Annotated in this window: 11 protein-coding genes; 8 read left to right on the top strand and 3 right to left on the bottom strand. The window is 53.5% G+C overall.

Annotation, left to right across the window (positions count from 1 at the left end):
- Nucleotides 1-26 precede the first annotated feature (26 nt).
- Nucleotides 27-641, bottom strand: coding sequence for a TetR/AcrR family transcriptional regulator (locus tag SBI19_RS26715; protein WP_317972576.1), 615 nt, complete (start codon nt 639-641; stop codon nt 27-29).
- 255 nt (nt 642-896) lie between these two features.
- Here SBI19_RS26715 and SBI19_RS26710 point away from each other — a divergent pair, with 255 nt between their 5' ends.
- The 3 genes from SBI19_RS26710 to sfnG are packed head-to-tail and all read left to right on the top strand — an operon-like array spanning nt 897 to nt 4,663.
- Nucleotides 897-2,351, top strand: coding sequence for a 4-hydroxyphenylacetate 3-hydroxylase family protein (locus tag SBI19_RS26710; protein ID WP_317972575.1), 1,455 nt, complete (start codon nt 897-899; stop codon nt 2,349-2,351).
- Between the two features lie 37 nt (nt 2,352-2,388).
- On the top strand, nt 2,389-3,552 hold the full coding sequence (gene ssuD, locus SBI19_RS26705) for an FMNH2-dependent alkanesulfonate monooxygenase (protein WP_317972574.1): 1,164 nt from the start codon (nt 2,389-2,391) through the stop codon (nt 3,550-3,552).
- Between the two features lie 34 nt (nt 3,553-3,586).
- A complete protein-coding gene (gene sfnG / locus SBI19_RS26700) occupies nt 3,587-4,663 on the top strand; it encodes a dimethylsulfone monooxygenase SfnG (RefSeq protein ID WP_317972573.1) in 1,077 nt (358 codons plus the stop codon).
- Nucleotides 4,664-4,732: 69 nt separating this feature from the next.
- Here the strand turns inward: sfnG and SBI19_RS26695 are convergent, their stop codons facing one another.
- Nucleotides 4,733-7,249 (bottom strand): DUF7948 domain-containing protein, encoded by a 2,517-nt coding sequence (locus tag SBI19_RS26695; protein WP_317972572.1) that lies wholly within the window; start codon nt 7,247-7,249, stop codon nt 4,733-4,735.
- Nucleotides 7,250-7,524: 275 nt separating this feature from the next.
- Between SBI19_RS26695 and SBI19_RS26690 the strand changes: the two genes are divergently transcribed.
- The 5 genes from SBI19_RS26690 (at nt 7,525) to SBI19_RS26670 (ending at nt 13,047) form a co-directional block, all read left to right on the top strand.
- Nucleotides 7,525-9,531, top strand: coding sequence for a methyl-accepting chemotaxis protein (locus SBI19_RS26690; protein WP_317972571.1), 2,007 nt, complete (start codon nt 7,525-7,527; stop codon nt 9,529-9,531).
- 208 nt (nt 9,532-9,739) lie between these two features.
- A complete protein-coding gene (locus tag SBI19_RS26685) occupies nt 9,740-10,765 on the top strand; it encodes a CobW family GTP-binding protein (protein ID WP_317972570.1) in 1,026 nt (341 codons plus the stop codon).
- An 86-nt stretch (nt 10,766-10,851) separates the two neighbouring features.
- Nucleotides 10,852-11,424, top strand: coding sequence for a hypothetical protein (locus tag SBI19_RS26680; RefSeq protein ID WP_317972569.1), 573 nt, complete (start codon nt 10,852-10,854; stop codon nt 11,422-11,424).
- Between the two features lie 201 nt (nt 11,425-11,625).
- Nucleotides 11,626-12,303 (top strand): TIGR00266 family protein, encoded by a 678-nt coding sequence (locus SBI19_RS26675; protein ID WP_317972568.1) that lies wholly within the window; start codon nt 11,626-11,628, stop codon nt 12,301-12,303.
- A 162-nt stretch (nt 12,304-12,465) separates the two neighbouring features.
- On the top strand, nt 12,466-13,047 hold the full coding sequence (locus SBI19_RS26670; RefSeq protein ID WP_317972567.1) for a hypothetical protein: 582 nt from the start codon (nt 12,466-12,468) through the stop codon (nt 13,045-13,047).
- A gap of 157 nt (nt 13,048-13,204) precedes the next feature.
- Here the strand turns inward: SBI19_RS26670 and SBI19_RS26665 are convergent.
- The coding region (locus SBI19_RS26665) for a hypothetical protein (protein ID WP_317972566.1) at nt 13,205-13,526 on the bottom strand (322 nt) is incomplete at its 5' end.

Raw genomic sequence — 13,526 nt, 5'->3', positions numbered from 1 at the left:
AACAGTCCTCTTGCATTTAAGTGGATTCAGCTGTTCTCTGCATTGACACCCATGGATCGATAGATGCCCATGGAGGCGACTCGTGTAAGCTGCAGCGCCATATGGTGGGGTGAGTAAACTTGATGGCTGTCGAGCCATCGCTCCAGAATACCGCTGGAAGATAAGCTTATATAGTCCAGAAGAAGATCAAGCGGGACATGCAGCTTCTGCTCGAGTCCGAGTTTCGTTATCCGCCCAAAAAAATAATCCCGTATCGCCTCCTGCAGCTTGCGCCGGAAGCCGCCTTCGGTCGTTTGCAGCAGCATAACCCGATAGAACGAGCTGTGCTCGAACGCATGCTCGAACAGGGATAGGAAGATCGGATCAGGTTCATTGACGGCAGGTTCCGATGGGGTGTACGGCTTGGCCTCCTGCATCGACTGTGTCAGCAGCTCCAGATTGTGCGCGATCATCTGCTCCAGCAAATCCTCTTTATCCACAAAATGCGCATAGATGGTAGAGCGGTTAATATTCGCTTTATCCGCGATGTCGACAATGCTGATCTCAGCGTACGATTGCTTCTGCATCATGGCAATTACGGCATCGAATATCATAACGCGTGTACGTACAATTCGCCGGTCCAAGCCTCTTTTCTCACTCATTAAACATTCACCTCATATCCGACATGATAGAACGATATGTTGGTTATCCGACACGAGTGGTGTAACCTGCAGTGCGTCAAAAACATATTTGGATGTTGATTATTGAACTCGAATCCAACATTCTACTTCATTTCGTCTGATATCCATCGAAATCAATGTCACTGCTGATTGATATATATTGGATATTAGCTATCATAATGGATAAAGCCGACATATTCAATCGGATTAATAAAATAAAAAAGGAGGCAGATCATTTTGCGAGGAGAGAAGCTCATCACAAGCTTGGACGATGGCAGAAGCGTCTGGCTGGAAGGCAAGCAAATTCACAACATCGCCGAGCATCATGCATTTCGCGGTTCGCTCGGTACGATCAAGTCGCTCTTCGACATGCTGGACGATCCGCTTCAACGGGAGAAGGTAGGATTCCTCGTTCCGGAGACGGGACGTTATGCGCATAGCTCGTTTCTCGTTCCGTATTCCGCTCAAGAGTTGGCGAGGCGAAGCGAATCATTCTCGACTTGGTCCGCAGAGACGCATGGGATGATGAGCCGGTTGTCCGATTATGCGCGCTCGCTTATCACTGGCTGGTATGCAGCTCGTGACGAGCTGTCCGCATTGGATCCCGGCTTCAGCGATAAAATCTCCGCCTACTACGAGCAAGCCCGCGATCGGGATCTATTCCTGACGACGGCGATCATCGATCCTCAGATCGACCGATCCAATGGGCTCGATGACAAGCGGATAGCAGAGCGGTTCCTGCATGTCGTGAAGGAAACGTCGGAGGGCATCGTCGTCCGCGGTGCCAAAATGATCGCGACGGGCGCGCCGTATACGCATGATTTCGTTATTTTCTCGTTCCTGCAGTTCCAGTCGCAGGAGCAGAAACATGCCCATGTGCTGATCGTGCCGGCCAACTCCAAGGGGCTGCACATCGTATGCCGGGAGTCGTTCGCCGACCAACATGAGCAGAACCATCCGCTGAGCAGTCATTACGATGAGATGGACGCCGTGTTGTTCTTCGATGATGTGCTCATCCCATGGGAGCGGGTGCTTCTGTACGGGGATACGGAGAGGGTGCTCGCGCTGCGCGCGAATCAGACGGCCAACGGTCTGGCGTTCCATCAGAACGTCGTTCGTTTCGTAGCGAAGCTGGAGTTTATTACGGGGGTTGCTTTTACCGTTGCGGAATCGATCGGCGTCACAGGGTTTCTTCACATTCAGGAGAAGCTGGGCGAGCTGATTACCCAGATCGACGTCATCAAGTCGCTTATCATCGCATCGGAGACGACGGCTTCTCGCGATGCTTCCGGCGTACTCGTGCCGAATCTGCAATATATCGAGACGGCGCGTAATCTAGGAACCAAATATTATCCGCGGGCGATCGAGATCTTGCAGCAGGTTGGCGCTGGCGGATTCGTTCAGACGCCCTCGGGCATCGAGGACTTCTATGGCCCGATATCGGAGCTTATGCATAAGTACTTCGAAGGAGCGAATGTCAGTGCGGAGAAGAAGGTCGCGTTGTTCAAGCTCGCTTGGGATTTGATCGGCAGTCCGCTCGGGGCGAGGCATCAGCTGTACGAGCGGTTCTACGCCGGCGATCCGATCAGAGGGCTTGCGAATCATTACAACCGGTACGATAAAGCCTCGCTCGTCGATCCGATCTGGGAGCTGCTGCGAGCGAAGAGCAAACGAAGCGTGAAGACGCACTAATCATGAACGATTGACCAATAGATGAGGAGGAAATGCAATGGAATTATTTTGGTTCATACCAACCCATGGAGATGGCCGTCATCTTGGAACGACAGAAGGGGCAAGGGCGGTTACATTTCAATATTGCAAGCAGGTCGCTCAGGCGGCCGATGAGCTTGGATACGCCGGGGTGCTGCTTCCAACCGGCAAATCATGCGAGGATGCATGGATCGCAGCTTCGACGCTCGTATCCGTAACGGAGAAGCTGAAGTTTCTCGTCGCGGTGCGTCCAGGTCTCATGCAGCCGACGACGGCTGCGCGAATGAGCGCGACGCTCGATCGATTCTCGAAGGGGCGGCTGCTCATCAACGTCGTTGCCGGCGGAGACCCCGTTGAGCTGGAAGGTGACGGACTGTTCCTGTCGCATGATGACCGTTACGCATTGACGGACGAGTTTCTGACGATCTGGCGGCGTGAGCTCGCAGGCGAATCGGTTGATTTCGAAGGCGATTATCTGAAGGTCAATGGCGGCGAGGTGCTGTATCCACCGCTGCAGAAGCCGTATCCGCCGCTCTACTTCGGAGGCTCCTCCGAAGCGGCGCTGCAAGTTGCGGCTGATCATGTCGATGTGTACCTCACTTGGGGCGAGCCGCCTGCACAAGTGGAGCGCAAGATCCAGCAAATGCGCGAAGTGGCAGCGAAGGCAGGCCGTACGCTTCGCTTCGGCATCCGGATGCATGTCATCGTTCGTCCGACCGAGGCGGAAGCTTGGCAGGCGGCGGAGGATCTCATCGCCCATTTGGACGAAGCGACGATCGCTTCCGCCCAGCAGATTATGGCGCGCATGGATTCGGTCGGACAGAAGAGAATGTCCGAGCTGCATAACGGCGACCGCTCAAGGCTGGAGATCAGTCCGAATTTATGGGCGGGCGTCGGCCTCGTAAGAGGCGGAGCAGGTACGGCGCTTGTTGGCGATCCGGATCAGGTAGCTGCACGAATTCGGGAATATGAGCAGCTCGGCATTGAGACGTTCATTTTGTCCGGCTATCCGCATCTGGAAGAATCGTATCGCGTCGCAGAGCTGTTGTTCCCTAAGCTTGGGTACGGACCGCGGTACGACGAGTCGGATCGTTCATTCATCAGCCCGTTCGGGGAAATGATCGCGAACAACAAGCTCCCTGATCATGTCGTGAAAGAGAAGCCGGCTGTATCGGCGCTTTAAGGGTGCTCCATTATTCGAAGGGAAGTGAAGATCAATGTCGTTGAAATTTGCATATTGGGTACCGAATGTAAGCGGAGGGCTCGTCATTTCCAAAATTCCGCAGCGAACGGGCTGGTCGTACGACGATAACGCAAGGTACGCCAAGCTGGCGGAAGAAGCGGGCTTCGAATATGCGCTGCTGCAAACGCGGTTCATAGCAAGCTATGGCGCAGAGAACCAGCTGGAGGCGATCACGCTTGCAGCGGGGCTGGCGGCCGTAACGGAGAAGCTGAAGCTGATCGCGGCTGTATTGCCGGGCTTGTGGCATCCCGGCACGATCGCGAAGGCGATCACAACGCTCGACCAGATCAGCCATGGGCGTGCGGCAATCAATATCGTGAGCGGTTGGTTCAAGGGCGAGTTCCACGGCTTCGGCGAGCCGTGGTTGGATCATAACGAGCGTTATCGCCGTTCCGAGGAGTTCATTCGCGTGCTGAAGGAGCTGTGGACGGAAGAGGAGAGCAGTTTCCGCGGCGATTTCTATCGCACGAACGGGGCGCCGCATAAGCCGAAGCCTCATGTTGTACCTCCGGTGTTTCAAGGCGGCAACTCGAGCGCAGCCCGCGAGATGGCGGCTAGAGTGTCGGATTGGTATTTCATGAACGGCAATACGGTGGATGGGTTCCGTGAACAGATCGAGGATGTGTCCAAGCAGGCTGCCTCGTATGGCCGGCAGTTGAAATTCGGCGTGAACGCATTCGTCATCGTCCGGGATACGGAGGAAGAGGCGCGGCAGGTGCTGCGAGACATTATCCATTACGCAGACCCTGAAGCTGTGGATGGCTTCCGCAGCCAGGTGCAGTTCGCAGGCAAATCGTCGCCGGAGCGGGAAGGCATGTGGGCGAATTCGAACTTCGAGGATCTCGTGCAATATAATGACGGGTTCAAAACCGGCCTGATCGGCACGGCCGAGCAGGTAGCGGACCGAATCCTTGCGCTCAAGGCGATCGGAGTCGATCTGATCCTGACCGGCTTCCTTCATTATGAAGAGGATATTCGAGCGTTCGGCGAGAAGGTCATCCCGCTAGTACGGAAGAAGGAAGCTGCGCTGCTGAGCGCATCGACGGTTTAATAATAGGAAGGCTGGGTTCCGCACATGGGAGCCCAGCCTTTTTTGTGTGAAGCTAATTCGTCGGCGATTCTATTCCTCCTCGTCCTCTAACGAAACCTCCGAGTGTACCGCCACATCGCCAAGCGACGTCGACAATATCGTCGATAAAAGCCCGCGTTGAATGAGACGAAGGAGCGGTGCTTTCAATCGGAAACGGATCGTATCGACCTGGCCGGGCTGCAGGGCGCCAAGATCAAGCGTCTCCAGCAGTTCCTTCAAGTGCGGTCGATTGCTGACGAACAGGGACTGCAGCACATACTCGAACCCTTCAGGCAGCCGCGTACGCAGTTGGGCCGTTGTCGGAATGCTGGCTGTATTCTGAATGGTTATCGTAACGAGCGTTTCTCCGCCAATCGGAACGACAGTCGGATTCACCGTTACATTGATGAGGGGCGGCGTCGGAGAGGGAGGACCCGGAGGTCCTTGCAACCCTGGAGGCCCTTGCGGCCCTTGTGCGCCTTGAAGTCCCTGAGGCCCTTGCGGCCCTGCTGGTCCTGGCTTGATTGGGATGCCGAACTTGGCAATGAAGCCCTGGCCCGAAGCGAATGAACCGTCCGGCAGTGTGATTGGGAAATCCGTCGAGCCGGCAAATCCAACCACATATGCGCTCCCGAATCGATCGACCGCAATGCTGTTTCCGCCATCGAAGAAATCGCCGCCCAAATAAGTGGAGAACAATAGGTTCGTTCCCGTAATGCTGACGGAAGAGTAGAACGCATTGAATAGGAAGGCTCGATTCTTCGTTTGAGGTGCATCGGGCGTGACTGGAAAATCGGTTGATGTCGTTGTTCCTGTAATATGTGCGGTGCCAGTCTGGTCAACCGCGATTGAGTTTGCGCCGTCGAAGTCAGAACCGCTTAGGTAGGTGGAATAGATGAGATTGGTGCCTTCCGCATTGAACTTGGTTGCGAATGCGCTCCGAAAGCCTAATAACGATGACTGAAAGGCTGAAGGAGTGGTCGGAAAATCGGTTGAGCTGGTAAAGCCGGTCACATAGGCATTGCCCAATTGGTCGAGTGCAACGGAGGTGCATTGCGTAGAGTTGCTTCCTCCTAAGTAGGTTGCATAGATGAACGCTGTTCCTTCCACATTGACTTGCGCGACGAAACCGTCGGCCGAGCCATTTCGAACTGGCTGGAAGGAACCGGGAGTGGTCGGGAAGTCAGTCGCTTGCGTGAGCCCTACGACATAGGCATGGCCGGCAGAGTTGACGGCAATGCCAGTACCATTGCTTGGGGCCGAGCCGCCTAAGAAGGTCGAGTAAACGAGTCCGCTTCCGTCTGCATTTAGTTTCGTAAGAAAGCCATCCTCCGAAGCGCCGTTGTACGACGTTCGAATGGCGCCAGGTGTAACAGGAAAATTAGAAGAGCGGGTAGAGCCGATTACATAAGCGCTGCCATTAGAGTCGGTAGTAATATCGAAGGGGGTATCCTCTTCGCTGCCGCCAAGGAAAGTCGAATAGATGAGCCCGCTGCCGGCTGGATTAAGCTTGGTGACGAACACGTCCAAATTACCGTTAAAGGCAGTTCCGAAAGCATTTGATGTGACAGGAAAGTCGGATGAACTCGTGACGCCGGCGATATAGGCATGCCCGCTTGCGTCTACCGCTATTTTGATGCCTTCGCTTATATCGGATCCGCCAATGAGCGTGGAGTAAATGAACGGGTCGCCGTTGGGCGGCAGCTTCACGACGAAGGCATCGATCGATCCTGTGAAGGTTGTTTGGAATGCGCCAGGAGTGACCACGAAGTCAGGCGATTCCGATAGGCCGGTCACATAAGCATTGCCTTCCGCATCAACTGCGACACCTTGGCAGATGTCCTCGCCAGAATCGCTGCCAATTAACCGGGAATAGAGAAGAAGGGGATCGATAATGAGATCCGTGCAAGTGTCATAGTCGGACTCCACAACGTAGCCGAAACGGTTCGCATACCCATCTATCAATCGGAATTTACAGCTGACGAAATGCCTTTCGCCTTCTATGATTTGATAGCTGATCGGGGCTTGCTCGACCAAAAGGCCAAGCGACGTATGAATAAGCAGATTGCCTTCCTCATCGAGCGACAGCTGATCAGCGCCCTCATACTCGAATGTCACTGAGGCAGCATCGGCATTCGGATGTACGATCAGATCGTATTTAAGCCCCAGTTGAACGTCCTCATCATGTCCTTCGCTGTACACCATATCGATGCCCGGATACAAATTGCGAAGGGCTAACCTGTGGTAGACGGCTTCATCGATGACCCATCGGTTGGAATCTTGCCCGCGCAGCACGTTTCGTTTTCCCGGCAATGGATCGATTAATTCCATATAAACGGATGAGCTGGCATCGATAAAATGAAGCTGGAGCGCCATTCCGCTCTGATTGCCGTACAGCATAATGGATGCCCGATCCGGTGCGAATAGGGCTCGCAATCCAACGCCTTCTGCACGGAATTGATAACCCTGTCGCCTATGCTCCCCGTCGGTCAGCCTCGTGAATTGCACACGTTTATTCGGCAAGGATTGCCGCAGAGCCTCGCCTATTATTCGTCCGTCCATGATCATCGTTAGCTATCACCTCTCAAGCTAGCTTAATTACTACAGCATATGCGCAGGAAAGGTTGGCAAATGAGCGCCGATTGGGCAATTGAAATCATAAGGCTCCCTTTTCAAAAGTTAAAAAACTTAAACGTTTTGTCTAAAGTAACGTTAAACTTTGTCGAATAACATACAAATAATTGTAAATCTAGAAACATAATGACTTGCTTGTCTTAATCCCTCGCGATTACCATAAATTCATAAAATAACTAGAGGGTCACACCAAACAGGAGGCAGCTCACTTGCTCATCTCGAAATCGATCAAGTACAAAATCATCTGGCCGGTAGCCGTTGTCGTAATGGCGACGATTATCGCACTGTCTGTCATTGTCTATCAATTGGCAGCGGACAGCATTCACGAGAAGGGCCGAACCACAGCGAAGCTTGCTGCGATCGGACTTGAGAACGCGTTAGTTGCAAGGCAAACGACAGAGAATGTGATGGAGAACGAAATGTTTGGGCAAGCAACGCTTGTTTCCTATCTTGTAGAGAAGGGGCTGCTTACATACGAGACGGCTGTTGAGCTGTCCAAGCGGTCAGGCATCGATGAATTCTGGGTAACGGACGGCAAGGGACAAGTTTCGGTTACGAACCTCGGACAGAACATTGATTTTAATTTCGGAACGGATCCGAAGGCGCAGGCCTACGAATTTATGGATTTGATCAATGGCAAACGGGATCGTGTCGCGCAGCCGGCTCAGGTCAGAACGGTTGATACAAAGGTGTACAAATTCGTCGGCGTATCGGGCTGGAATTCCAAACGTATCGTGCAGGTCGGCCGCGACGGCGCTCGGTTGAAGGAGCTGGAATCGATTATCGGTGCGCAGCCGCTTATTAACGAAATCAAAGAAAGCCTCGGTGACGATATTCTGTTCTCGGCGATGGCGGACAAGGATGGCAGCCTGCTGTTTACTAGCGACGAAGCGACGAAGACGCTCGGCAGCTCGCTTCTGGAAACGGCGAAGGGGCTGCAGGCGAAAGAGACGGCCTATGTGGCTTCCAGTTTCCAGGGTCATCGGGTGGACTATTATGTTTCTTCCTTATCGAATGGCAATTATTTCGTTATGGGGATTACGACCAAAGTGCTCGATGAGATTCGCAACTTAACGATCGGCTGCGCAGTTGCTGGGTTGGTACTGTCCATTGCGGTCGTCTTCCTGATCGTAGGCCGCCAGACGCGCCGGATTAAGCTGCTTCAGCAATCGATGGCGGCGATTAGCGAAGGGGATGCAGACCTCACGCATCGACTGCCTGTCGGCTCGAAGGACGAGATCGGCGAAGTGTCGAATGCGGCTAACCGATTCTTCGACCAGATCCATTCCATCGTCAAGGACGTGAAGCGGACAACGGCGGCAAGCAAGTCGGATACGGAGACGATTAAGGCGCATTCCGATCAGACGGTCGCGATATCCCGCGAGATTCGAATGGCCGTGCAAGAGATGGCTTCCGCTTCCGCAACGCAAGCACAGGATATGGAGCATGGAGTGGAGGCGGTCTTGCAGCTAACGGGCGCCATCGACGAAACGAAACATAATGCGAGCCAGCTTCATGCTTATAACCAGACGCTGCAGTTGAAGCAGGAGCAGGGCAACGAGGCGGTATCCGTTCTGTCGGCATCCATGCAGCGGACGGTTGAGATGTCCAGCGATGTCATGAACAGCCTGACGCGGCTCAAGGGCGACATCGACGCCATCGGCGATATGACAGGTGCAATCGCGGGCATTTCTTCGCAGACGAACCTGCTGGCGCTGAATGCTTCCATCGAGGCTTCGCGTGCAGGCGAGCATGGCAAGGGCTTCGCCGTTGTCGCTTCCGAGATTCGCAAGCTGGCTGACCAGTCGAATGTGTCCGCGAGCCGCATTCAAGAACTGCTGGGCGCTGTACAGCATTCTGCGCAGGTGACGGTTCAATCGATGCAGGCGACTGCTGATATCGTTCAGCGGCAGGAGGAAGCTGTGCAAGTCACATCGGAGACATTCCTTGCGATTCGGGAAACTTTCGAAATCATGAATGGCTATATCGGTCAAATTGCCGTGTCGATGGATCAACTGATGGATAGCAAGCAGACGATTTCAAGTTTCATTCAGACAAGCTCGGCAATGGCGGAGGAGAGCGCGGCAAGCTCGCAGGAGGTGCTTGCCAGCACTGAGTCGCAGGTTAGTCTGATCGAGAATGTGACGGATTTGACCGATCGAATGGTTCGAATTATGAACGAGCTGGAAGGCATCGTGAATCGTTTCAAGGTATAGAGGATGAGGGCTGATGCTGGCGGAAGTGCGCTAAGTGTCAGCTCTTCTTATTGCGCCTGGATGGCAGAGGGCTGGCTCAAATCGATGGATTTTGGTACGATTGTGCAGAATCGGTTGAACGGAAGTAAATATAGGCTTACGAAGCAAGCGATTTACTATCAGGGAGTAGTCTGGAAGTAAAGCAAATTGCTTTTGGGAGGTTGTAAAGATGCACAAAGATAAACAAACCATAGACGTCCATATTCTAACGGGCTTTCTGGGCAGCGGCAAAACGACGCTCTTAACGAGATTGCTGCAGAGCTATGAGTCGCAGGGGCTTAAGGCGGCTGTCGTCATGAATGAGCTCGGCGACGTGAACTTGGACGGACTCGCTGTGGAGTCGGATGTGCCGATGGCAGAGCTGCTCGGCGGCTGCATCTGCTGCTCGATCCGCGGTGATCTAAGCATGGAGCTGAAGCTGCTGATCGATCAGCATATGCCTGATGTCGTCATTATCGAGGCAACGGGTGCAGCGAACCCGTTCGAAATGATCGACGGCGTGACGGAGACTTCCCTGTATGCGCCGATCGAACTGAAATCGATCATCGCTGTCGTCGACGGACCGGAGCTGCTTGCTCGCAGCCGAAGCGGAGGACAAACCTTCAAGCTGATGAAAGAGCAGATCCGCTGCGCATCGCAGCTGCTGCTGAACAAGGTGGATCGGCTGGAGGGCGATGAGCGCATGCAGGCGGAGCAACTGATGCGTGAGACGAATGGCTATGCCCCTATTGCCGCGACGGTGCGCTGCGCGGTAGATGAGCAATGGCTCGAAGCGATTGTGGATGGAGATGGCGGTGCAGTGAGAGCTGTATCTGACGAGGAGGTCGCTCATAGCCATTCGCAACAACATTCGCATGATTGCGGGCCGAATTGCGAGCATGAGCATCACCATGTGCATGAATCGCATGCGCATGTGATGTCGCTGACGCATTTTCTAACAGGGCCAGTCGATAGTCACGCGTTTGAGGCGTTTCTGCGCGCTTTGCCCGACAACGTCTATCGGGCGAAGGGAGTTGTGACGTTCAGCGACAGCGAGACGGCAAGCCGCTTCCTGTTCCAATATGCATATAAGGAAACCGACTTTATTCGGATTAACCCTCAGGGTAAGGTCAATGACGTTGCCGTATTTATCGGGGAGCATTTCTCGCGAGAGGCTGTTCTTCGCGAACTTCACGCGTTGGAGCAAATGAAATAGTCGCTGCTGCAGAAATCTGCTTGTGCATATTGAGTGGTAATAATGCCCATACTATTCCCGATTCTACAACGGGAGGTATGTTCAACATGACATTTGGATCCAAGAGCTTAGCGCTCGGTATCGCAGCGACGCTGCTGCTGTCGGCTTCGCCTTCCTGGGCAAGCGCACAGACGATTCCGGAAGCGAATACGGCACCGAACGCAGAGCAGCGGAAAGAGGACAAGGGCCATGATGGTCCGTTCGGCCATGGTCATGGCCGTCATCACGACGAGCAGCATCAACTGAAACGACTGCAGTATGTCGCGCGGTATTTTGATATCAAGACCGAAGGCAAAGACAGCAAGCAGCTGTATGAAGAGATTCAAGCAGCGAAGAAAGCGAACCCTCAGAAATGGGAAGCGTTCAAAGCGGAGCACAAGGCGAAATTCGAGGAGCGTCTGAAGGATGCGGCTCGCTACTTTGGCATTGCGACGGAAGGCAAATCGGTTGAACAGCTTCATAAAGAGCTGAAGGCTGCGCGCGAGAAGAATCCGGATAAGTGGCGCGCTTATATTATGGAGAAGCGTGCGCAATTCGATGCAGACAAAGGTGCTGACCAACGCCGGAACGACACGGACGATAAGCAGAAATCCACAAGCAAAGAGGGCAGCGCCACGTAAGTTGATGCCTGCTAGTATGGACGGACAAAGAAGTCGCAACACTTGCTATAGCTAGCAAGAATGATTGATGGAGAAGCGTTCGGGAAACCGATCGCTTCTTTTTTCGTATTACATATGCTACTGTCAAAGATGAGAAGATTTATTAGATTCATTCGTCATGAAATCGTTCTGTACTATATTAGGTGATTTGGAGGATTTTCCATGAAGTATGAAGTGATGTACCAAGGTGCTTTCGCGCTGTTGAAGGTGAAGCTGGATCGCGGCGAGAGCGTGAAAGGCGAGATGGGTGCGATGGTATCGATGTCCCCATCCATTGAAGTGACGGGCACGGTTGACGGCGGTATCATGCGCGGTATCGGCAGGATGCTGAGCGGGGAGAAGTTTTTCTTCCAAGAGCTGAATGCTTCACGGGGCGCAGGAGAGGTGTTGCTGGCACCGGCATCGATGGGTGACATTCAGGCGGTTGAGCTGGATGGCTCATACAAGCTGCTTGTTCAGAAAGACGGCTTTCTAGCTGGGACAAGCGGTATTGAAGTGAAGACGCAGATGCAGAACTTAAGTCGCGGCCTGCTGTCGGGCGAAGGCTTCTTCATCGTTGAGATCGGCGGCCGAGGAACGGTATTCCTCTCGTCTTACGGTGCGATCCATGCGATCAACCTTGGACCAGGCGAAGAAGTGGTCGTCGACAACGGTCATCTCGTTGCGTGGCCTGACTATATGCAGTACACGATCGAGAAAGCATCCAAAGGCTGGCTGGGCAGCTTAACGAGCGGCGAAGGCCTCGTCTGCCGCTTCCGCGGAGAAGGCGTCGTGCTCATCCAGAGCCGCAACCCGAAAAGCTTCGGCGACTGGATCAAACGTTTGATCCCGGGACGGTAGAGGATTGGTTGTTATGGTCTAGTATTTCTTGCTTTATAGTAACTTCTCGCTATACTGTGATTGAGTGAACCATATATGAAATGTGACGAAGAACGTCCTGAATTTCCGCAAAACTGCGGGGTTCGGGACTTTTTTATTTTCAGAGGAAGCGAGGAGATTAAGTTGAGATTTATTGAAGAGCACGCTAAGTGGTTGCAGCATCACCTTAAGAGCAGAAGTGGAGAACGGAAGGGACGACTTGAGCGCGGACACGGGCATGGCGAGACGATGTTTCTAGAGCGAGTGTGGTGGCCGGTTTTCGGTAATTTAGACGATCTACATCCTGAGTACGAGGTGTGTGACTGGAGAGGCAGGCCCTACTTCCTTGATTTAGTTTGGATGCCGGGCGATGGGAGATGCAAGTTTGCTTTTGAAATCAAGGGCTTCGGCCCGCACGTGCAGCAAACGGATCGGATTCGTTACCGTCAAGAATTGAATCGTGAGACATACTTACATGTGCTTGGTTACAAGGTCATTGCGATTCCATACGATGACTTGGCTGAACAGCCCGATCTCACGATATCCCTAATCAAAATGCTGCTTTCTCCCTATCTATCGTCCGTGATCTGGACAACGGATACTCTCGACTGGAGCGCGATGTGCTTACGCTTGCCTTGCGCAGTAACCAACCACTTCGTCCGGTCGATCTTGTACAAGAGCTCTCGATTAACCGGCGTACAGCCGTACAAGCACTTCAATCGCTAACTGCCAAAGGGAAATTTAGAGCGCTTCAGTTAGGCCAGAGCGCAAGAGTAACAAAGTATGAGTATATCCACTCGATGCTTGATTCATGGAAGTGGTAGAGAAGGGGGGGGGAACCGAGCAAGCGCGATAAGGTGCAGAAATGCACCACATGAGAGCGCTACGCCGCCAGCGAGCGCGATAAGGTGCAGAAATGCACCGCATGTGAGCGGTACGCCGCCAGCGAGCGCAATAAGGTGCAGAAATGCACCATATGGGAGCGGAATGCTACCAACGAGCGCAATAAGGTGCAGAAATGCACCACATGGGAGCGGTACGCCGCCAGCGAGCGCAATAAGGTGCAGAAATGCACATGGGAGCGGTACGCCGCCAGCGAGGCAATAAGGTGCAGAAGTGCACCACATGTGAGCGGTGCGCTACCAGCGAGCGCAATAAGGTGCAGAAATGCACCATATGTGAGCGGTACGCCGCCAGCGAGCGCA

The organism is Paenibacillus sp. CCS19 (assembly GCF_033239625.1).
Taxonomy (GTDB): domain Bacteria; phylum Bacillota; class Bacilli; order Paenibacillales; family Paenibacillaceae; genus Paenibacillus_T.
The sequence above is the reverse complement of the archived record's forward strand: the minus strand, read 5'-3'. Positions and strand labels throughout refer to the sequence as shown.

Bases quoted from the DNA above. Each gene is read 5' to 3' on its own strand.
- SBI19_RS26695 (WP_317972572.1), bottom strand. From the start codon at position 7,249: ATGATCATGGACGGACGAATAATAGGCGAGGCTCTGCGGCAATCCTTG.
- SBI19_RS26675 (WP_317972568.1), top strand. From the start codon at position 11,626: ATGAAGTATGAAGTGATGTACCAAGGTGCTTTCGCGCTGTTGAAGGTG.
- SBI19_RS26685 (WP_317972570.1), top strand. From the start codon at position 9,740: ATGCACAAAGATAAACAAACCATAGACGTCCATATTCTAACGGGCTTT.
- ssuD (WP_317972574.1), top strand. From the start codon at position 2,389: ATGGAATTATTTTGGTTCATACCAACCCATGGAGATGGCCGTCATCTT.
- SBI19_RS26715 (WP_317972576.1), bottom strand. From the start codon at position 641: ATGAGTGAGAAAAGAGGCTTGGACCGGCGAATTGTACGTACACGCGTT.
- sfnG (WP_317972573.1), top strand. From the start codon at position 3,587: ATGTCGTTGAAATTTGCATATTGGGTACCGAATGTAAGCGGAGGGCTC.
- SBI19_RS26680 (WP_317972569.1), top strand. From the start codon at position 10,852: ATGACATTTGGATCCAAGAGCTTAGCGCTCGGTATCGCAGCGACGCTG.